The 23,440-nt window shown below is 41.3% G+C and carries 14 protein-coding genes; all 14 read right to left on the reverse strand.

Annotation, left to right across the window (positions count from 1 at the left end):
* Positions 1-9: 9 nt before the first annotated feature.
* The 14 genes from ACTNC0_RS07525 to ACTNC0_RS07590 all read right to left on the reverse strand — a co-directional run bounded on the left by ACTNC0_RS07525 (position 10) and on the right by ACTNC0_RS07590 (position 23,402).
* Positions 10-450, reverse strand: a complete 441-nt coding sequence (locus ACTNC0_RS07525; protein WP_112483082.1) for a hypothetical protein — start codon at positions 448-450, stop codon at positions 10-12.
* An 11-nt stretch (positions 451-461) separates the two neighbouring features.
* Complete coding sequence (locus tag ACTNC0_RS07530) at positions 462-1,730, reverse strand: DUF6070 family protein (protein ID WP_441086915.1); 1,269 nt, start codon at positions 1,728-1,730, stop codon at positions 462-464.
* Between the two features lie 4 nt (positions 1,731-1,734).
* On the reverse strand, positions 1,735-3,012 hold the full coding sequence (locus tag ACTNC0_RS07535) for a DUF6070 family protein (protein WP_441086916.1): 1,278 nt from the start codon (positions 3,010-3,012) through the stop codon (positions 1,735-1,737).
* Positions 3,012-4,253: a DUF6070 family protein gene (locus ACTNC0_RS07540; protein WP_112483086.1), complete on the reverse strand. Its 1,242-nt coding sequence runs from the start codon at positions 4,251-4,253 to the stop codon at positions 3,012-3,014. Before ACTNC0_RS07540 ends, ACTNC0_RS07535 begins: the two co-directional genes overlap by 1 nt.
* Positions 4,201-6,312: a penicillin-binding transpeptidase domain-containing protein gene (locus ACTNC0_RS07545; RefSeq protein WP_441086917.1), complete on the reverse strand. Its 2,112-nt coding sequence runs from the start codon at positions 6,310-6,312 to the stop codon at positions 4,201-4,203. Before ACTNC0_RS07545 ends, ACTNC0_RS07540 begins: the two co-directional genes overlap by 53 nt.
* A gap of 187 nt (positions 6,313-6,499) precedes the next feature.
* Positions 6,500-6,706, reverse strand: a complete 207-nt coding sequence (locus ACTNC0_RS07550; protein WP_112483090.1) for a transposon-transfer assisting family protein — start codon at positions 6,704-6,706, stop codon at positions 6,500-6,502.
* Between the two features lie 3 nt (positions 6,707-6,709).
* Entirely contained in the window at positions 6,710-10,573 is a 3,864-nt protein-coding gene (locus ACTNC0_RS07555) for a YodL domain-containing protein (RefSeq protein WP_112483092.1), read from the reverse strand.
* A gap of 131 nt (positions 10,574-10,704) precedes the next feature.
* Positions 10,705-11,316 (reverse strand): hypothetical protein, encoded by a 612-nt coding sequence (locus ACTNC0_RS07560; protein ID WP_002582170.1) that lies wholly within the window; start codon positions 11,314-11,316, stop codon positions 10,705-10,707.
* On the reverse strand, positions 11,300-11,494 hold the full coding sequence (locus ACTNC0_RS07565; RefSeq protein WP_002582171.1) for a hypothetical protein: 195 nt from the start codon (positions 11,492-11,494) through the stop codon (positions 11,300-11,302). The genes ACTNC0_RS07560 and ACTNC0_RS07565 overlap by 17 nt, the downstream gene beginning before the upstream one ends.
* Positions 11,495-11,618: 124 nt before the next feature.
* A complete protein-coding gene (locus ACTNC0_RS07570; protein WP_441086918.1) occupies positions 11,619-20,591 on the reverse strand; it encodes a DUF3849 domain-containing protein in 8,973 nt (2,990 codons plus the stop codon).
* Between the two features lie 84 nt (positions 20,592-20,675).
* Entirely contained in the window at positions 20,676-21,779 is a 1,104-nt protein-coding gene (locus tag ACTNC0_RS07575; RefSeq protein ID WP_112483097.1) for a DUF5688 family protein, read from the reverse strand.
* Complete coding sequence (locus ACTNC0_RS07580) at positions 21,779-21,913, reverse strand: hypothetical protein (protein WP_263870208.1); 135 nt, start codon at positions 21,911-21,913, stop codon at positions 21,779-21,781. The genes ACTNC0_RS07575 and ACTNC0_RS07580 overlap by 1 nt, the downstream gene beginning before the upstream one ends.
* 14 nt (positions 21,914-21,927) lie before the next feature.
* Entirely contained in the window at positions 21,928-22,233 is a 306-nt protein-coding gene (locus ACTNC0_RS07585) for a hypothetical protein (RefSeq protein ID WP_441044384.1), read from the reverse strand.
* Positions 22,234-22,346: 113 nt separating this feature from the next.
* Positions 22,347-23,402 (reverse strand): hypothetical protein, encoded by a 1,056-nt coding sequence (locus ACTNC0_RS07590; RefSeq protein WP_441044385.1) that lies wholly within the window; start codon positions 23,400-23,402, stop codon positions 22,347-22,349.
* Between the last annotated feature and the right edge of the window lie 38 nt (positions 23,403-23,440).

The raw sequence follows: 23,440 nt of genomic DNA on the forward strand, positions 1-23,440 counted from the left end.
CAATCCATTTTAGTGTCCACGTATATCCAATTCCCTCAATAAAGAATTTCCACTTCCCCACGAATATACAATATAATAACTGTTGCCCTTTATTTCTTCTGAAAATTGTAGTCCACCGTGTTCAAGCATCTCAACAGACTGCCCTTCCTGAACTTCCACAAGATATTCCCATCCATTACTCCTGTACTCTGAATAGTAAGCATCCAATTCTTCCAAAGACAATTCACTCTTGATTAGAATTGCCCCGAAATATTGCATCCCATTTCCGTTTCCCGTCAGCTTTCCTGCCTTTGATATAGCTTCTATCAATTCTGTCTGTTCTGGCAAAGGTGTTTCACACAACATTTTCTCTACATTATATGCACAGTAATTATTGTAAACAGGAACCGATACAAATGCTGCAAGTATCAAAACAATCAAGCATATCCCCGCTATTTTTGTTTTTTTCATACTCTGCCTCCTTAATTCACATTGATACGATATTGATAATCTGGAATCTGCTTAATTCCATCATTCAGAATTTGATTCCCTAAATACTGAAAACTGCCATCCTCTGCAAACCTTACCGTAAGTTCATGGGTTATGACCGCATCATCGCAAATAACCATATCACAAACCGCCTCCACAGTTAACGTGACTGTCCCATCTTCGTTATCTTTGATATCGACAACCTCCGGAAGGGAAGTTCCAAAGAAAGTAGGTGCATAATTAAAACATCCAAGTCGCACCCAATAATATGTCTGGTTTTCATCATCAAATTCTGCGTACTCCCGTATCTGCTCTGCTGTTACAGGGAGATACTCCATAATCAAACTCTCAAATTCCTCTTTTGGTATTCCATCCGGATAATCCTCTGAATTAAACGCTTTCTGATATTTCATTGCATACAGATATTCATACATTCCGTTGTAATCTAATTTCTCCATATGATTATAATCCCAATTAGAGCATAAAACGTTATTGCCTTGATAACCAAGACCTCTCACACATTTTTCAGACATTTCACGCTGTTCCTCTGTCATTGGCTTTACTCTGACTAGGCAGCTTCCATCCATAATTTCACTGACCTCTGGCGGTTCTGGCACACATAACTCATAGCAGAACCATCCTTTATCTGTATATTTCCACTCTTTTATTCTGGTGTAAGATATATAGTACATTCCCGGCTTGTTATTATCATCCCACCCACATCTTGCACTTACAACATACATATCCGTTCCATCATAAATGTATTTTATTCTACCTATTCCACCATCACTATGTATCTCATAAACTACTACAGAACCACGTTTTCCTTCCATACTCTCAGTAAGAAAATCGTCCACATTTTCATAATTTTCCATATTTGAGTATGTTATCAATGTTGTAATTGAACATTTCGTCTCTGCCAGTTTTTTTTGCATTTCAAAGACTATCTTATCACTCAATACAACATTGGATGCCGAACCTTTATCTGCCCCTTCATAAATATCAGAGATAAGTTCAATCATCGCTATGCAATCATTCTCAGCTTCTTTCGCTTCCTGTTCATCCACAGGAAGGTCATAGCCTTTTGACCATTGCTCTGCCGCTTCTTCCTCAGCCCCTTTTGTTTTCTCAATATAAGCTGATTCTTTTGTATCTTCTACAAGTGATTCACTTGCATTATTATCTTCTTTTCCACATGCACATATGAAGTACCCGATTATAAATATTATAAGCACTATAAAGTATTTTTTGCTTAATTCCATAATGTCACCCTTTCCTTCTTGCTATAGGTGGTAGTTCCAATTCTATTTGCTCTATAGAATTAGAAAGATATCTGAAAGTCCCATCTCCAAAAGGCTGAACTACAATCTTATTTCTAAAAGCAAGGTCAGAATTGTAATCCGGCCATACTCCGTCCACGATAAGTGTAATCGTTCCATCCGCATTTTCCGTATAGTCAACAACTTCCCCGAAAGGTGGATATGGACTGGCGTAAATCATTTCATACTCATAGCTATTACTACTCTCGTCATATTTACAATTTTTCCTTAATTGTTCTACAGATACCGGAAAATAAATGGTCATTATATTCTCATATTCTTTTGCTGGAATCTTCCAATCTTCAGTTTTTAAATTTTCACCCGTGTGAATACGATAAATATCTTCAAACATACATGGCATCAATATGTCTTCCACATTGCTGCTATCCCAGTTTACAACGAGCATATTATAATTTACATAGCTTAATCCCGAAATGTATTTCTCAGTTAGTTCTCTGCATCTTTCGGAAAGAGGTTTTATCCTCCAATACTGCCTTAGACTTGCATGAGCCATAACTTCTTTATAGGCATAGATAAAATATCCTTTTTCTGTCAGTTTTATTTCAGCCACATCACTTACAGAAGTTCCTTGTATTTCGGGCACTCCGCCTTGCTTCCATCGAACCCCAATATAATAGTTCTGTAACTTTCCTTTCCGATAAATAAAGGTTACTGCTCCAATCAATCCATCTTTCTCTACCTCAAACACTGTAATCATCGAATCTTGACCATTCAAATAATCTGAATAAAAATTCTCAATTAGTTCTGAATTTTGCATATAAGTATCTTCTTCTACACTCACCAATCCTTTACTGCCCAAGTGTTCTACAACAACTTTTCGCTGTTCGCCAGTGAAGTCACTAATACCAGAAGAATAGTTTGGTGCATCTGAAATTACTATATCCACATATATTTCACTGACTGATTCAGCTGCTGATAATACCATACTTTGTAATTCTTTCTTTTCCTCATCTGTAATTAAACACTCCTCAGATTGAGGCACGAACCAATATACAGACTCCATAGAAGATTCCGTATCTGCTTCCTCTACCGATACCTCTTCGCTGTTCTCGATTTCTACAGGAGGTTCCCATACTTCCTCTGCTACATTTTGAGGTTTCTCCGTTTTCAATTTTTCCCAACAGACCGTACCAACTATAACAACAAACAAGAATATCAAAATTGGAAATCCGCACTTTCTAAACAGCCATTTCACATCTTCCATCATTTACCTCCATATATTTCATCCCATTCCTTCGCTGTCAGGCGAGGTGTATGCCATGTTTCCTCACAATTATCCTCTGATGGTATAATTCGGTTAGACACATACTGTACTCCTCCATTCTCTAAAGGACGAACTACAACCTCATGTGCATATACTTTAGAATCCCCCACATACGGAAACACCACATTGGCTGTCAGAGTAAGTGTTCCATCACCGTTTTCTGTGAATCCGATTACCTCTGAATATGGGTATTCCGGATACTCTACTTCCTCAAATCCTCTCGGTTTATATTCATATGTTTTATCCTCTGCATTATAGATGGTTTTGGATTGCAATGTTTCACTATCAATATTGAAATAGGGCAGGATAACACGCTCAAAATCATCCTTGGGTATTTGATAAACAGCGCCAACTCCCAAATTGTCATCTGCAACATAAGGAATATTTGTCCCATAAACTTTTGGATAGAGCAGGTCAAACATATCGTAGAAATTCAATTCTCCAAAATCATCCTCACTCCAATCTACAAGAAACATATTATTCTGTTCAAATCCGATTGAAAGAAGATATTTCCGACTCAACTCCCGGTATGTTTCATCCAATGGCTGAACTCGTAATGCGGTATGCTCCTCTGCTCCACTTAATGTAAGAAGATATAATTCTTCTGAGAACCAGACCCCTGAAAACATAAGATATCCTTCTTTTGTATAGCTCCAATTTTCAGCCTGATAGCTTATTGTAGCCTCTCTTTGCATATTTCCGTTTTCATATTTATAACAGGTATTGACCACATTGACTTTTCCATCTTTTGTATTCAAATCATATTTGACAAATCCCCCTGAATAACCAACTTCAATAATTGTTATTTCAGCTTCTCCCTGTGTCTCTACAATCTCACAAAATTCTACTACCTGATCCGCTTGGGTCATATCAACTTGGTTTTTACTGTCAACAGCGGAATACCCATTTTCCCCAAACTGATTTACAATACTGCGAACCACTTCTAAATCAGCAATCTTGTTTTCCTCTGCTGCATTTTCATAAAGATGCAAACAAGTATTTATAATCTCCTCTTCATTTTCCTTCGTATTCTGCTGTTGAACTTGTACCTCATCTTCACTATCTACAAAAGGTACTTCTTCCGAAGATATATCACTACACCCAGAAACGCTAAGCAACGTCATAATGCTAATTACTATGAAACCACTCCTCCAAAACTGCACTATCCTTTTTAACGACATAGCCACTTCCTCCTCTTCCTTTTACATCCTCTACCATGCTGATAATCAATATAGGGTGTTCCACTGTATTATCTGTCGTATAAATAGCAAACCATCCCAGTTCCGTCCCCGAAGTATCATCCTTCGATGCCTTAATCTCTGCGGTACCTGTCTTTCCAGCCAAAACAATATCATCCCGATGGGCTGCATATCCGGTTCCATGAGAATCATTCACAACTCTTTTTGTTCCTTCTAATACCCGGTTTGCTGTTTCCTTAGAAAATGCTCCCGGCATCCAATACGTGACAGCTGCTTCATTCTGATAAACCAAATAAGGTTTAATGATATTTCCCTCATTACAGAAAGCAGAATAGATACATGCCATATGCAAAGGATTTACCAAAACCTGTCCTTGTCCATAACCACTGTCTGCTAATTGTATTTCCGTTTCAATGTTTTCTGTATTAGAGTATTGTGATTTTGCCATCTTAATATCAAATGGAATCTCTTCATTAAATCCCAGTTCCGTCAATGAGCTTTCCATCTCTTCTGTACCAATTTTTAATGCAGCTTTTGCAAAATAAATATTATCTGAATAAATTAATGCATTCTCTAAAATGACAGGTTCATATGTATGAAGTGTAGTCACACAATAAGACCCCCATGAAGAATCTTTTTGCCAACTTAACCCTTCATTTCCATAGTCCTCCATCGGATCAATTGCTTCTGATTCCAACCCAATTGCTGCAATTATCGGTTTGAAAGTCGATCCAGGACACCATACCTGTCGAAAGCGATTATACATCGGCTTATTCTCGTCCTCGTTCAGTGCAGTCCACTGTTCATTAGATAACCCCATGATGAAATCATTATTATCATAGGACGGTGTACTGACCAAAGCCAAAACTTCTCCTGTATACGGGTTCATCGCTACAGAACAACTTTTATCTTCTTTAAACTGCTCATATAATGACCTCTGAAGTTCAGCATCTATAGTTAGTTGTATGTCCTTTCCATCCTGTACAAATATGCTCGCAAGTTCCGCTTTCTTGTTCCCATTAGAATCTACAATATAAATGTCGCAGCCGTTTTGTCCTTTCAGTTCTTTTTCAAATAAACCTTCCATTCCGCTTTTACCCATTACGCTATTGGCTGTATATCCCTCTCCCGCATGGTTCTCTAAATCTTCTGCGGTAACACTCTGTACATAACCTACTAAATGCGCAGCTGCCTCACCTAATGGATACTCTCGCACCTCAGTGTCAGATATCATCACTCCCGGAATTTCAAGCAATTTTTTTTGTCTTTCATTCTCTTTCAACACCTCTTCATCCGGCTCGATTTTCATTAACTCAATTTCTGCCACTTTAGGAATCGTTTTAATTGGTACAAAGGAATCTTCTTTTACCCACTTTGCAGACAGTATCTTTTCAATCACTTCTGGTTCAATTTCCAACAACTCTGCTATTTGCTGAATAGCTTCATCTCTATCTTCCAATTTTCCCGGTACAATTCCAACCGAAGATGCAACGCCTTTTCCGGCAAGAACCCGCCCATTTCTATCCAAAATATCCCCTCGATTTGCCTGCGTGGTAGAAATCTTTACCTTGTCTGTTGAACCTAATTTCGGAAAGATCAGTGAATCGTCCCATACCAACTCATATCCCTCTTCGTCCTTCTGAAAAATTGCCTCATTTTCAAAACTGATATTACCTGCTACCGTATCAAAAGAAGTTTGATAAGTTACTGCTTTTCGTTCCTCATCATATGCTGTAACTTCAATCTCCATATTGTCCACTTCAATACCTTCATAAATAGCCGAATTTCGCTTTACAAAATCATCCTGACTTATATTTCTTGATGCTTCAATGTTTAACATCGCATACATTTCTTCATACTCCTGCTTTGGAATATGATTCATATATTCAACTAAAAGTTCTTCTGGAGAAACCAATGTATTTTGCTTTCTATACAAAATGCCAATACATACAATAGCTCCAATAAACGTTATTCCCAACACAAATACCTTCAAACAAATTGTCGTTCTTTGTTTCTTTTTCCTTCTTACTCTACGCTTCACCTTTGTCTAACCTCCGTTCTTTACAAAATATATTTCCTACTCACCTTTAATATTACACTTGTAAGATTTTAAACTAAAAAAAATTCTCTCGTGTTAAATATTACACCCGTAATATTTTTGTGTCAAGCTAATATAATTTATGCTGGCAAAACACATGCATTTCCATGCTCTGCCAGCAAAACTATTTCTATTCCGTTACTACAAACTCCATCACTGCGAATTCTTTATCTGTCATATTATTCAACTTGGCAACTACCCGATTTGACAATTCTACCATTTCACCATCATCCAAATGCTTAATCGCTTTTTTAATATCACTTATAACCTTTGTCCTGCTCTTACACTCAAAAATGCAGATTAAATTAACTTCTTCTACTGTAAATTTATTATTCATCGCTTATATCTCCCTCTGATTTTTCTTTGTATTTTCCTGTACTTCATGTTCCTGTCCACAACCTTCCACCTGTGCTTTTTTCTCAGCCAATCTAGCTTTTAAGGAAACTTTTACCGCAGATTGTTCCTGATTCTTCTTGTTTGCTTCCCTCTGTGCTTTCTCTGCACCATTATTCAGCACATTGTCAATCATGTTATAATTTTGTTCTTCCATTTCTTCAATCTTGGCAAGAGGCTTGTATTCAGCCAATTTTTCCAGCAATACTTTTGCCCTTTGCATTTCGTCTGGCAAAGCTCCCTCGGAAATAACCTCGTTCAACCAGTCTGTAATAGGCTCCGTATTCCCTTGAACTATCATCTCGGAAATCTCTGACACGCTTTCCGTCATATTTGGGTTGTTGTTGCGGTAGGAATAAATATCATAATCATGGCTGAAACGGTCAATTTCCACAGCAAGCTGTTCTGCAGGTGTCAAATCCGGCATACGTTTCTCCCATACCTTTGCTTCCATATCTTCAGACATGACACCATCTATCTCCATTTCAGGCAGCTTTGCTACAAGCTCTGCAATGACTTCCATAGCCTTCGGTTCACCGGTTATACTTGGGATATGTTCTAATATCTCCAGATCAATCCGGTTACCCGATAACAGGTCAACTTCGTCATCCATATAGTTTTCTTCTCCCGGTCTGTGAACATTGATGCCGATTGCAGGAATGCCATGCATTTGTTCTGGCGGTATCTGTTTCCAGATAGCGATTGCCTCCTCTACTGTGGGAATATTCTCATAAAATTCTCCCAAATTATGAAATTCTCCACACTCGGATACCATCAATGTTACTTCAACCTCTTCTTTCTTCATTTCGCCCTGTGTATGCATCTGTTGTGTCAGCTCCTGCTCCCTTTCCTGCCGGATGCTCTCCAGATACTTCTCAGCCTGTGGCAGATACGTTTCCAGTGTCCCGGTACGTTGGGCAGTAATCGGATTGATGTCAACCTTTACCTCACCGATATGTAACCCGTCCTCATTAAACGCATTGAATAAGTCATCCTCTCTCTCATTCGTAGAAAGTTCCACTACCACATCAAGATCAGAGCTGTCCTTCTCCAAACCTCTACACCTGCTTCCTACAACAACAGCATCAATGATTGTGGCATCAATATCATACTCATCAATCTTTGCCTGTACATGGCATTTTATCGTTTCTTCTATTTCTGCCGGATTCATTTCACTAATGTCATGGAACATTTCATTGGTCTTTGCCCTGAAATCTGCTATGATGCTGCTCTCTTGATTTTTTGGTACAACTTCATTGGCTTCCTCAACCTTTTCCATCAATCCATCATAATCAATCGGTATCAGCTCATCCTTTTCCTTAATACTCCCTTTCGCTCCGTTATGGTCTGGAGCGGATTTCAAATCATCTATGATGTCTGTCAGTGCCTCCCTAATTGTCACATCCGGATTGTCATAAACTCCACCGTCAATCTCCTTATAATCGGCTCCCATAATGGAATAATCATAGCCTCCATCCACCTCTTGGATACTGATATAGCGGTCTGCAATCTGAAAGGCAAGCTCGGTTTCTTCCCCAATCTCCAAGGATTTCTTCATATCTGCAAGCACCTGTTCCTTTTCATCACCAAGGTCAATGATTTCATCCCCATCTTCCAACGTGTTGTCCGAAGTCTCCAGCTCCTGTTTCTCCGGCTCTGACTTCTGGACATCCTGTCCAGAGGTGTCAATCTCCGCTTCCTGCTCTTTTACTCCCTCCAAAGTCTGCATAAAATCAGAAAGTCCGGTAAATCCAAAGGAATCCACAAAATGAGCACTGTTTTTCCCATTCTGATGCAGGACCACAATATCACTGACAGACAGGGAATGCCCTCTGTAATCTTCCGGGTGGTCTATATTGAATTTCTCATAGATTGCTTCCAGCATTTCGCCCTCTGTCTGCTCTTGCAGTTCAGACAGATTTCCTACATAAATCAGTTCATAATTTTCTGGCTTGATAGCATCAAAATTGTCCTTTGTAATACCCATACGCTTTAAAGACTCTGTGCCCTCAAACCGCAAATGATCTAATTCCGGATTATGCTTCAACTGATAAATACCGTACTTGTCAGAACTGCCGTACAAAAGCTTTGCTTCTTTATTTATTTCATTGTCCGAAAGTTCAGCCTGCATAGAACGAAGTTTTCTTTCATTTTCCCAATCACCTTTTTCAATGCCAAAAATTCCTTCATGCTCCGTAATCTGTTTTCTATCTTCTACCGTGGTTTCCGAACCATCATTGTGTAACAGATACACGGGCAAATCATGGTCAAACAATTCCAATGCTTTCTCCTGCGTCAGTGGTAGCATTTCATTCCATGTATAACCGTACTCACGCATTTCAGACAAACCAATCATCGGGTCTGGAAGTGCATCAATCTCTGCCTGTGCATCTATGATAGTCAGACCCACATCCTGCTGTGCATACTCAAGCTGATATGCCAGTTTTTCTGCAAGCTCCCTTGTCTTATTCATATCATCGAGCTTATAAGCATAATTTACAATCAAGTTACTCTCATCTGATGTAAATATGGTTTTCTCCGCTTCCAACTGATTGATAAGCTTCTCTGCCTGTCCCATCACAGAAAGGTTACTGTCAATCTGTTCAGTCATTTTTGCTTTTACATCAGTAATCTCATCCGTATCAAAATTGTAACGAACATCAAGGTGGTATTCCTCAAATTCTCTTGATTTCTCATTGCCAAGCTCTGTAGTCCATGCACCTTTACTTTCCAAGTATGCCTGTATACTGAGTTTATCATCCTCACTCATGTTAGTAAGAGCAGCCACAAGCTCCTGCGTATCCATTCCACGGACATTGACAAGGCTGAACTCCGTCAAATCCTCATTCTGTATCAGCAGGATACACTCTTTACTCTGTTCCTTCTCTATGGCACGATTTAGCTGCAATTCCTGTAACGCTCCTTCAATTCCTGTAATAAGCTCCGATGCTGTCTTTCGTATGGTGTCCAGGGAAGATTTCAGTTCCTTCATATCCTTGCCACTGCTCCACCCTGCAATATAACCAAAGGAATAATCAGAGGTATCTATGCCAAAATGCTGGCATACCGTATAGGCAACGCTTTCTGCTTCTACTTCTTTTGTATTTCTGTCTTTTGCAGGTACTTCCATCAAATCATCCCGATTGATTTCCTTATTATGTAGCATGGAATGAGCTACCTCATGAACCATTGTCTTTAAAGTCTGGCTCTCGCTCATATTCTCCTGCACCGCAATCCGCTTTTCCTCTGTATGGAAATATCCTTTGGAATCGCCTGGAATATCCTCAAAGCCAATAGGAACCGGGGCAACATTCATAAGTGCCTGCACAAAGTCCTCATATCCCTCCACTGTAGATAACAACTCCTGTGCTTCCAGTTCCGGAATTGGCTTTCCGTCTGTCTGCGATACATCAAATACAGACACAGCACGAAACGCCGGAATCGTGACCTCTACCTGCTCCTTTTGAGGCATACCGTTTTCGTCAAACATCATCTCTCCCGTCACAGGGTCTAATTTATCCCGTTCCTCTTTGATTTTATAAGGAGCCGGGGCAAGAATACGGATTGCCTTTTCTCCTTTATTGACGTGTCTTTCAAAATTTTTCTGCCATGCTTTATATCCAGCTACAAGCGTTGCTTCCGGCTTTTGCATGGCGATAAGTAAAGTGTTGTTAAAGCTGTAATTATGAAATTTTGACATGGTGGAAAGATAAGTCTTGTACTTTTCGCTCTCAAATAGTTCCTTTAACCCTTCCTCCAGCTTGTCTGTGATTTCCTGTACTTTTTGTTTTTCTGTTCTTTCGTCTGCCATAATTTTTCTCCTTTTCAAACGCAAAAATACCGCCCTGTAAATTCACAAGACGGTATCTCAAAATTAAAAAAAGTGTATGGACTTGATTTCTCTTTTTCCATACACCTTTATGGTTAATATTTAGTTTGCTTTTAGAGCAACCTTAAAAGCTGCACAAGCTCATGAGGTTCTTCCGAATCCGTTGCGGTCTGCCGGGTATCAAATGTCTGGAAACGGTTCGCCTGATAGAATGACAGCAACCTCTCACTGTTCTCTGCTTCCAGAAAGGTTACCATTCCACCACCCATGTACTGCATCTTTTCAACAATGTCCCAAGCAAGTTCAAGCAATTCCTCACCAGTAATCTTTTTTTCTGCTCCATTTTTGAAATTCTTTCCAAGCTGCGCAATTAAATATGCTGACATTGTATATGTTTGTGACTGTTCGTCCAGCTCACTGACACGCATCAGCTTCTTTTTAACTGTATTACTTACTGTTTCACCTCTGACTGTCAGCGGCTTCAATGCTATGGTAAAATATCCTACCAATTCCATGCTGCTTACATCAAAGACAAGATATGTAACAGACTGGTTCTTTTTTGTAAATTCTATGGAGCTTTTCTTTAGAAAGCGTTCAACATCCGGGTTCTTCGGACAAGAAAAACCGGAGAGAACTTGAAGAAGCCTGCTCTCTCCGAGTTTTGGGTTATCACTATTGAGATATCGCCGTATGTTGATAACAGAAAATTTATTTGTTTCCAACATTTGCCTTCTCCCATTTTTCCATAAATTCTATCAATTCCGCTTCTTCCGTTATTTCCCTTGCGGATACCGGAACACGTACAGGACGGTTTTTGGCAGATGCTTCAATCGCATCAGCAAACATCTCCACCTGTTTCTGACCGGATATGATAAAATTCTTAGTGATACTTGAAGTTGCCATAAAAACACCTCCTTTATTAGTGTGGCTTATCTTCTCTTATTCATACTTCTTCAACTATATTTTATGATGTTATCCCAGCTTTTGCAACAAAATTTTTGTGAATTTTTTGTAGTATGCTTTTCAGTTATATAGTCACCTCTTTTCCTTTGTCCATCTGTTTGCCCGGCTTTTCAGCTCCGGCAACCTTTGCTTTCATCACCTCCAACTTCGCCTTCAGGGACACTCTTTCTGCAGGTGCATCCGCATACTGTCTGATGCCCTTATCCTGCTCTGTACCCACTGCTTTCTCTGCAATCGGAATATTCTTCGCCGGACAGTCTGCAACCTCTTTTTCGCTCTTTGGAGCTTCCGGCTCATCATCCATATCAATCCCATCATTGCCCTTTTCATCCATGTTAAGCAGGGCATTTAATGCAGACAGACGCTCCAACTTCTCTGCAAGCTCCGCTTCCTGCGCAAAAGGCTTGGTTACCTCCACCTTTGCGGTTTCAAGCTGATGCTCCACAGTTTCAAGTTTTGTCTGTGCTTCCATGAGTTGCTTTGGCATGGATTCCAGTGCATGGTTGATACGGGCAATATTTCCAATCGGGTCTGAACCGACTTCCAGATTGTGGGAAAGCTGACCTTTCAGGTTCATCACAAATTTGTGGTTGAACGCATCAAAAGATACTGCCATCTTAAAACCTGCATATTCGCCAATGACCGCAGGGGCATTGACTGTTTTTATTTCTTTGCACATCTCCACAGGGGCTGTTCCGGCTTCTTTTTTATCCGTATAGAGCTTGTCCCCCACTTTCATAGAAAACTGCTCTTTATCCACCGGAAGGTTTGCTTTCGCAGCCTGAATGTCTGCCTGCATCCCGCTGATACGCTCCTTTAAAATTGTAATCTGCTGGGGATAATGCTTTGCGATGTTGTCCTCCAGTCGGTATTTCTGACTGGTATGGTTTGCTTTCATAAGTTTCAGTTTTGAAACCTGAATATCGAGGTCCATCTTCTCCTTGATGTAAGGATTTCCTGTTGCCAGAGCCTTGACCTCCGCATAAGTAAGTGCTGCTTCATCCACATCCTCACAGGAACGTACCGGAGATTTGCTTGTCATGATCTGACCGATGAATTTCTGCTTGTTCTCAATGAGCTGCCACGAATAACTATCAAAGGTTCCTTCCGTCACATAGCGGAAAATCTTGACCTTTGGATTAAGATTGCCCTGTCGCAAAATACGCCCTTCCTGCTGTTCAATATCAGAAGGACGCCAAGGCACATCAAGGTGGTGCAGTGCGATAAGTCTGTCCTGCACATTGGTTCCGGCTCCCATCTTCTGTGTGGAACCAAGCAAAAAACGGACCTGTCCGCTTCTTACTTTTCCGAACAGCTCCGCTTTCCTAAGCTCCGTATTTGCTTCATGTATAAATGCGATTTCTTCCGGTGGGACACCCTTTTCTATCAGCTTGTTTCGGATGTCCTCATAAACATTAAATGTACCATCTCCTTTCGGTGTTGACAGGTCACAGAAAATAAGCTGCGTTGATTTCTGCTCCTTTGTCTGCTCCCATATTTCAAATGCCTTTTCCACACAGTTGCTTGCCTTTGAATTTTCATCATCCGGCAACATATCATTGATAAGTCTCTGGTCTAATGCCAGCTTTCTTCCGTCATTGGTAATCTTTAGCATATTGTCCTCATAAGGCTGTACCTGTCTGTCACGCACGGCTTCTGCCCTTTCTGCCAAAGATGCCACCATGTCCTTTTGATATTCACTTGGCTTTAGCACCACATTTTCATACTCTGCTTCCGGCACAGGAAGATTTAGCATATCCGGTGTCTGAATATCCGCACTCTCCTTAAAAAGTGCAATCAGCTCCGGGAGATTAAAGAACTTTGCAAACCTTGTCTTTGCCCGGTATCCGGTTCCCTCCGGTGCAAGCTCTATGGCTGTCTGCGTTTCTCCAAAAGAGGATGCCCAACTGTCAAAATGTCCCAGTCCCAGCTTCTGAAGCGTACCATACTGAAGGTAACGCATATTGGTATAAAGCTCTGTCATACTGTTTGAAATCGGCGTACCTGTCGCAAAAGTTACACCCTTACCGCCTGTCAATTCATCAAGATACTGACACTTTGCAAACATATCCGAGGATTTCTGTGCCTCTGACTGTGCGATTCCCGCCACATTTCGCATCTTGGTATAAAGAAACAGATTTTTGTAATTATGGCTCTCATCCACGAAAAGCCTGTCCACGCCAAGCTGCTCAAAGGTCACTACATTATCTTTCCTTGATGCATCATTCAGCTTTTCAAGCCTTGTAAGAAGTGATTTTCTTGATTTCTCCATCTGCTTAATGGTGTAGCGTTCTCCGTTGTCGGCTTTTGCCTGTGCAATGGCAAGCTCTATCTCATCAATCTGCCTTTCAATAATGGCTACCTGTCTTTCCTGTGAAAGCGGAATTTTCTCAAACTGACTATGCCCGATAATAACCGCATCATAATCTCCCGTGGCTATTCTGGAACAGAATTTCTTACGGTTGGCAGGCTCAAAGTCTTTCTTTGTTGCAGCAAGGATATTGGCTCCGGGATATAACCGCAAAAAATCACTTGCCCACTGCTCCGTCAAATGGTTCGGAACCACAAACAGGCTCTTTTGACATAATCCTAGACGCTTGCTCTCCATGGCTGCCGCTGTCATTTCAAAAGTCTTTCCGGCTCCCACACAATGGGCAAGCAGGGTATTATCTCCGTAAAGTACATGAGCCACCGCATTTTTCTGGTGAGGCTTTAACTCAATATCCGGTGTCATGCCGGGGAATTTCAGATGTGAACCGTCATATTCCCTTGGTCTTGTGGAATTGAAAAGCTGGTTGTATTTTGCCACAAGTACCTGTCTGCGTTCCGGATCACGGAACACCCAGTCCTTAAATGCTTCCCTTATGGCTTCCTGCTTCTGTGATGCAATGGTGGTTTCCTTTTTATTTAAGACTCTCTTTTCCTTGCCGTCCTCCTCTATGGTATCGTAAACACGGCTGTCCTTTAAATTAAGGGAATCCTCCAGAATGGTATAGGCATTTCTCCGGCTTGTACCGTAGGTCATATTTACAAGGGAATTTCCATAGTCCGCATTTTTGCCCTTTATGTTCCACTGTCCTGTCACATCGGAATACTGGACTCCTACGACATTCCTGTCTAACAAATGCTGCGGCGTTTCAAAGGTCTCCCCCATAAAATCCTCAATATACTTCGGGTCAATCCATGTGGCACCGATACGCACCTCAATCTCGCTGGCATCCAGTTCCTTCGGCTGTACCTGTGTAAGTGCCTGCACATTCACGGCGTATTCCGGGTGGCTCTCTGCATAGACCTTTGCTGTTTCCAGTTTGTCACGGACATTTCCACTCAGATACTCATCCGCTGTTTCCCATTTATCCGTCAATGGGTTCTGAAATATAATTCCTGTCAGCTCCTCCTTTACCGTATCCACATCTTTTCCGGTCAGCTCTGCCATGTAATCGAGATCAACCCTTGCTTTTTCCGACAAGGATACTGCCAATGCTTCACTTGCCGTATCCACACTTGTGACAACCTCTGCCTTTTTAATGGTACGCTTCGTGAACATATCCGCTTTGCCCTTGAAATTGCCCTCATCGTCCAATTTTTCAAGAGAACACAACAGACAATAGCTGCTGTCCTGATTAAATGCTCTTTTGTTGGTCTGCGAGTTGATCAGACCGTGTTTCTTGGAAAAAGCATCATATAAGCTGTTTAACTCCGCCTGCTTTTCCTTGATTACTGTATCCGGATATTCCTCTAATTGCAGATTGATAAGCTCCTGCGTACAGTTTCGGATACCCACCATGCCCTTGATACGTTCCTGCATGGAATCGGACATATCCACAGGCTTCATAATGGAATTTTCACGATAATACACCTTGTCATCCACAAGAGTATAGCTGTAATTCTTGACATCCGGATCCGCTGGAATAGTTGTATCCGCAAGCTCATCTGCCAGCTCATCCAGTTCCACCGCTTCTATCTCTCCATCAATATGGCTGACTGCTTCCTGCAGCTGCTGTGCAAATGGTCTTGTAGTATCGGGCATACAGGTACTTTCCATGCCATACGGTCCGCTGACCATTTCCATTTTTCCCACGATCATTTCCGGGTGTTCGGCAAAATAGCTGTTCATGGCAATGCCGTTCCCATCCTCTGACAGATGCACCCAGTCCGGCTCCAAATCCATCACACGGTCACGCTTCTTTAAGAACAAAATATCAGAAGTGACCTCTGTTCCGGCATTCTCCTTAAATGCTGTGTTGGGCAGTCTGACCGCACCAAGAAGCTCTGCTCTCTGTGCAAGATATTTTCTGACCTCCGGACTTTTCTTGTCCATCGTTCCCTTGCTGGTAACAAAGGCAACCACACCGCCGGGACGAACCTTATCCAGGGTCTTTGCAAAGAAATAGTCATGGATTAAAAAATTCTGCTTGTCATACTGCTTATCCGCCACCTTATACTGTCCGAATGGCACATTTCCGATTGCCACATCAAAGAAATCGTTCGGATAATCTGTCTTTTCAAAGCCTGTGATTTTAATGTCGGCATTCGGATATAGCTGCTTTGCAATCCTCCCCGTAATGCCGTCAAGCTCCACACCGTATAGTCTGCTCTCCTGCATCTTCTCCGGTAGCATTCCGAAGAAATTTCCGATACCCATTGCCGGCTCCAGCACATTTCCTTTTTCAAATCCCATTTTTTCCAAGGCATCATAGATACTGCGGATTATGGCAGGGCTTGTATAATGGGCATTTAAGGTACTCTCCCTTGCCGAAGAATACTCCTGTTCCGATAACAGTCCCTTTAATTCCTGATATTCATTTGCCCAGGCACTCTTGCTTTCATCAAAGGCATCCGCAAGCCCGCCCCAGCCAACATACTGAGATAAAATCTCCTGTTCCTCCGGTGTTGCGATACGGTTCTCGCTTTCTATTTTCTCTAACGTGCGTATGGCTTCCACATTTCTGCGGAATTTTTCCTTTGCAGTACCAATTCCTAAAGCATCATCCGTGATACGGAAATTGACAGCTCCGGTCTTATCAATCTGCGGTTCTGCCTGCTTCACGGGTACTTTGATATCCGGCTCTAATGGTGTGTCTGACACTTCCTCCGGCTTTTGGACATCCTGTCCGGAAGTTTCCCTATTTTCTCCAGACAGCTCTTTTTCCTTCTGGCTAAATTCTTTCCATACCCTATCTGAAACTGCCGAAAAATAAGGAGACTCATCTTCCATAATACTGAACTGAATCTCCTCCATATCCTCTACGCTTTTTGCATCTGCTATTTTATCATGGTATTTAAAATACAAAGCTTCACGGCTGATAATGCCCTCAAGACGCTCAAGTTCCGGCTCAGACATCCGTTCCCAAATATCATCCTTCTGCGTATGAATGGTAAAACCTTCCCCATCATCGTGATGCTCTAAGGTATATTGCAATGTGTCATGTTCTCCACGAATATCGCACCCAAAATCATAAACCGTGGTTCTGGTCCCTGCAGAATACTCCCTGTTAATCAGAACCAGATTTTGCACATCCTCTGCCGTTAATGGTGATTCCTCAACACCTTCAGGATAATCTTCGCTTCCTTCAATCTGTGTAAACACCTCTGTTTCGTGACGGTCTATATCCCTTTCCGTCATCTCGTTGAGATAATCTTCCTCGACTTCTCCCCGCTGTGGCTGATAATCGTACTCAAAGGCAACACCATTTACCTCTGCATAAAAAAATTGATTATCTGTTACGGAATTTCCAAGCACATAGGTTTCTTCCTCAGTCCCCCATTCATCGACTTTGATGCACTCCTGTCCATCAATCGTGATTTTCTCAGCCGCCTGTGCCGCAAGCTCTTTCTCCTGCTCGATATACCGTCTTGTCTGGTTGATAAAGCCATTTAATACAGCCGGGTGGGAATCCACAACCATATCCTCATTTTTCACCATGGCATAAGGCTCAATAGCTTTTGCCCACTCCTTATTCTCCGGAGAAAACCGTCCATCCTGCCTTTTGTGCATGACAGAATTGGCAAGCACATAGCTTACCCGTTCAGAGCCATATTCCTGAATGACTCCCTCCGCTGTATCCTTTGGCAGACGATACCCGTCAAACTTCTCAGCGATTGCCTTTTCAATGGCATTCTTACAGGCTACCTTGGTTTCATGCTCCATCTTTGCCTGTGCCTGCTCCAAAGCCTTCTGCTCCTGCTCCACTCTGTACTGTACATAGGCTTCTTTTCCTTCCGTAGATAAATACTTATCTTCTTCAATGAGCTTTCGGATACGTTTCTCCACAACCTTCCAGGACAACAGCACTTCTGCGTATGGTTTTCCGATATTTCCCTTTTTCAGCTTTATTCCTTTTGCATCATGATCCTCATAGCTGTGGTCAGCTCCGGCAAGTGCATGGCTACTGCCGCCTGTTCCATATTCATTCTTTAAGAAATTAGCTGCTTCTTTGCTGTCATGCCCTTCCTTAAAATAATCATAAATACGAAAAGACCCATTTGAAAAACCACTTCCCCTGCCAAGCCTGTGGTCAATCTCATCCTGCGTGATAAAATCCTCGTGTTTAATTTCCACATGTTCAGCAGCTGGAAATGTCAGCCTGTCTACCAGAAGGTTATCGAGTTCGGCACGAAGCTCCTCTTTTGGCATAACAGAACGGAAACGCAGGCTTTTTTCTCCGGTTTCCAACTGATGCAGAGCATGATCCATGTGGGCAGCTATCCTCTCCACCTCTTCCGGTGTAGAAAGAAGTTCCACCAGTCTTGCATGGGCATCCGGGTAATTGCCCGCCTTTAATTCCAATTCTTCCGGCATTTCTCCCATACCGTCACGGAAAAAGAAAAATAAATGGTTTGCAATCCTGCTACGCTCCACCTCATCCACAAGATAAGCTTCATTTGCACCCATATATGTGCCATTCTCTACCTGCCTGCGGATATTCTGCTCAATCTCTTTCCATTCCATCGTGAGTATCGGATGCTCCGTTGCTGACGTACCGTATCCAACACGCATGCCGCCTTCATCAAACCATACGGCTATCTGCTTTCCGTCAAACTCAAAGCCTTTTCCGGTGGTTCCATACTCTTTTTTCAGAAAGGCAGTCATTTCTTCCGCCGTCTTTCTCTGTTGGTACTTGGCATAAATACGCTTGCGGCTGTCATCCCTGCCTCCGCCGCTTCTTAAAATATCATCAATCTGTTTCTCCGGCAGTACAAAGCCTGTCGGCATAACACTTTTTTCTTCTGCCTGCTTCATGGCAATGTTGCCGACCTGCTCCGAAAACATGGTAAAAAGATCAAGCTGTTTGAACATTCCGTCTGTATCAATCTGCTCTGCTACTTCCCCCGGAAGTAAATAGACACCATCCTCGATATAAGAATCGACCCAGTATCTTGCATCTTCCCATGACAACCTGCTCTCTGCTTCACGGGTCAGATAATTGCCTTTCCACATGGTAAGCCCGTCCTCATCAGCTCGATACCCGGCTCTTACATCCCCAATATACAGCTCTGTAAATTCCTCCATACGGAAAGAATTTTTCAGATACTCCGTCTGTAAAACCGCATCCTGCTCTGACTGGAAATATCCCGCAATCTCCGGTCTTTTATGGATAAGGTGATTATCAAAACATAAGATTCCCTTTTGAAGCTCTGTGAAATCTTCGGTTTTATCCGAAAAAGAACCGGATAATGAATTGCTGTCACTATCCGGCTCCTGCATGGTAATATTAGCTTGTTCCTCACTGCTTAAATGTAGATCAGTTCTGTCAGCACGATTTCCTCCGCTGAGTGTCTGATGTTGTTCATCTTCGCTACCCAGCCCATCTGATCGGCTGCTTTCAGTTCCTCGTTCACTCCCTCCGACTTCGCCATCTGTCCGGTCAGAAGTTCCATTCTCTGTTCTGCCTGCTCCTGTACCTGCAGACAATGTGCTTTCAGTTCCCCTGTCAGTATCATTCCCTGATAAATCCCTCTCCTGTGTTCCTTCAGAAAGTTCTTCCTCATCAGTCCGTACTTGGTCAGTGCCTGTTCCGGCTCCTCGTTCGCTGTCAGGTTCGGAATCAGATAATCCCCGTTCTTTTCGTATGTCAGTTTCATTGGCAATGCCCTCCATTTCTGTATAATTTTCAGTTTCCCTTGGTTTTTCTATAGTTGTTTCGCTTTCACGCTTTAAAGCATTATAGTCTGCTTCTGGTGCATTTGCAAGTCCTTTTTCAACATTTTCCTCATGGCTTCCAATATACTCCCCAGCCGCTTTTTCTCTTGCCTTATTTGAGGCATTCTGCCTTGCAATCTGACGCTCGTATGCCCCTATTGTCCTTCCAATTTCCATAAGCAGGGGCTTACACATTTCCGTAGTTGCATTTCCAATGACAGCTAATGACTTTGTATTATTAAATTCGTGGATATATTCAAAATTCATGTCATCTTTCCACAAATCCATATCGGCACCGCATCGGGATAGCAGGGTAAAGGAGATACTGGAAGCCAGCGTTTCCCTCAACCTGATTCCAAGATTCAGTTCATCCAGATCACCAAGGAAACTGCCCTCTTTCACATAGTTTAGCTCCGGTAAAAGTTCCTCATAATAATCCTTGGCAATCCTGTCAGCTATCTCCATAATCCTCTCTTCAAAAGGCATATTTACATCGGTTCCACCATAAGTCTTTTCAAGCTGTGCAAGCACAGGAGCCTTATGTTCCTCCTTAAGTTCCCACAGATAAGGATCACGCCCGATTCTCCTTGCCTTATGCACATCTGATACATCAAAGACATATTTTAATCTCGGACGTTCGCTATCCGTATCAATCAAGGCAATTCCCTTTGCTCCACGGTTGACCCAGCAATTCATCTTTTCATTCCACGTTTCCAGAGAAGCACAGGCTGTTGCATCCGGTCTTTGAGCGTATATTAACATCTGCTCGTTAAAGGGATATTTATACAGCCTTGCAGCCGTGGTCAGAAATCTGGTCCATTCATTTTCGTTTTTAACAATATCTCCTGCTGTCATTTCTGCCAGTGCAGATATATAATGATATTTTCCTGCCATAGATACTCCTTTCGATTCATTTTGTCCTAATAGCAGAAAAGCAGCCCAAAGTGGCTGCCTTCCTGTGTTTTATGTATAAAGTGGCTAAATCACCGCTTCTTTCTTTTTATCTGCTGTCGGCTGTTTCCTGTCAGCATCCATCTTAATTACATCATTTTTCTTTTCTGCAAGTCTCTCTTTTAGTGAAGGACGTTCTTTCTTCTCATCACGCTTTTCCTCTTTCTGCTTTGCACGTTCCTCGGCACGGTCACTGCGGAACAGCTCATGTTCTTTTGCATCATACTCATACACATGATCCGAAAGTCGTTCCTCTGGTGCTACCTGTGTCTGGTTCACTTCCTGCACCATCTGTTCAAGGTCTCTTAACTCCATTCCGGCATCTTTCGGGATAATCAGCGTTTCATGCACAGATGAAGGCAGTACATAGAAGTCTCCAACCTTGTCTGCAATTTCCTGTCTGGTATCATCATTTAATATAGCGGCAGCTCCATTTACCTTCGTGTCATTTGTCAGTACAAACATTGTATCAGGAACATCCGGTATCATCTGGGACGCCATTTCTCTTGCCTCTGATATGTCCATGCCAGTATCCCTTGCAATGTCCCCAGCCATCATTTCAATAATGGTCTCGCTCATTCCCTTGAAGCTGTATGGCTGTAAAACATCCATGTTCAAAAGAGCCTGTTCATGCAAATCCTCAAGAGTAATCCCATACCTGTCCATCAGATTATCTGTAATCGTTATGGTTGCAGTGCCTTCCGCATTTTTGTCCATTAAAATCTGATACACAGCTGCCAGATCTTCCACCTTGGTGTATGGTTTGTCCTCAAGGAACTGCCTGTTGGCTTCTTCATTGATGAGCTTGCACACAATCTTGTCTTTTACGTTATCAAAATCAGTAACTGCAGATACATCCATATCATGGTCAATATAATGTGCCTGATATGTGGCTGCAATCTGCCCAAGCACATCATCCATCTCAGCTCCATCCTGTATCTGTTCAAAATACGGATTCAGATACACGGTTGGAGAAATATTGCTTTCCTCTGTCCGGATTGTCAGACCATCCAAAATACAATCATTATTCTTTACTACCTGATGAACAGAAACCGTTGCATCTGCAAATTTTTCCGGTAAAAAATCCTGTATCTGCTCTTTTACCTGTTCTACAAAATCCTTATATTCCATTACTTTCTCTCTCCCTTCCCGGTATTCTTCTGTGATTTGTCTGTCAGCTTTGATGCTTTCGTTCCATATAGCTGATAACGTTTCATCATGCTCTGCTTGTTTGTTTCTGTGACTTCTTTTTCTAACTGTTTCATTCCTGGTTTCCTCCTTACTCTGCATGTGTTCCAAAAGAAAAAGATGTATTATCCTGTTTCTTTGTATTAAATTTTGCTTTTACATCTGCTACCTTATTTTCCAAAGCACCAAACATAGCCTCTACCTGCTCTGCTGTATATTCATAAGCAGACCTGTTGGCAAGGTGTTCCAACCTTCCAAGCGCATCAATCGCTTTATTCATGCGGTATTCTCCAAGACGGATAAATTTCTCTGCTTTAGTTTCATTTGCTTTTGCTGCAGGCTCTGCATCCTGCACCTCGGCATTGTTTACAGTTACATTTTTCATTTCTTCATTCATTATTTTGTCCTCCTTTTTTATCACATAAAAAGCGGCAAAACTGGAAAGTCTTACCGCTTGTTATGTCACCATTACTTTTGTGACTGTTATTTAGTTTTATAGACCATACAATATCATGTCAATCGAAATCCATTTGCAAATTTATCAAAATCTGTTTCTATGATTGATATTCCACTGGAATCCCTCAACTTATATGCTAAGCTTTTTTCTTCAGTACTGGCTTTGTCATGTAATACAATACTATCAACTATATCATTTATGCTGATTTCAGCACTTAACTTTAATTCAAAGCATTGTTTACCAGCAATATCTTTAATCTTATCACGAACATCATCAAATATATAATTTACCTTATCTTCAACAAAATCAATAAATGCCATGCTCTTACTTACTATCTCATCATCATTTTGCAAAGCAAATACTACTCTATAAAATTCATTTGATAAAGTTTGCAAATTATAATATTCATCTAAATGTATTCTTAATTTAACTCTTATCTCGTGTTCATAACTAAAACTACTATGCTTTAAAAACGCACCAAAATCAAACGCATTTTTCGCAACCTGATCCAAAGTATGGCTTTCACAAATATACTTTTCGATATAATCTTCAAAGCAATTTATATATACCATCGGCATAATATCTGCAAACAGATAAATACCCATTGGGACATAATTTCCTTGATCAAGAATTGAAAGTTTTTTATAAAAATCATTTTTGTATTTTATAATAAAATTTCTTCCGTATTTCTTATGGTATTCCTGAACCATTTTTGCATCTGCATATTTATTTGATACACAATAACAAAAGGTTCGTTGTTGCAACAATGCTGCCGCTGCCACAAAGTCACTATATACACCCATTATGTATTGTTGTGTGCAATATTGCCCTAACCTCTTTTCCGATGATTCTTTAATCAATCTATATGCCTTATATATATTGTCTTTATCTCTAAACCAATCCTCAAAATAAGTTTCGTTCGCATCTCCAGTACTTGATTTTTTCCATTCAACCGGGTCTGTAAAATACATCACCTTATTAAAAAATAATGTTTCAAGTTCCTTTTGTCCCATGAAACGGTAATATGGTAGGTTCGTGTATTGAGGTTCATGTTTATAATAAACTGCTAAAATGTTTCGCTTCAAATATTCCTCATCCTTCATAGCCATTTACAATCTCTCCTTTAAATTGCAATTTATCACTCTCT

Source organism: Blautia sp. HCP3S3_B11, assembly GCF_052064435.1.
Classification (GTDB): domain Bacteria; phylum Bacillota; class Clostridia; order Lachnospirales; family Lachnospiraceae; genus Blautia_A.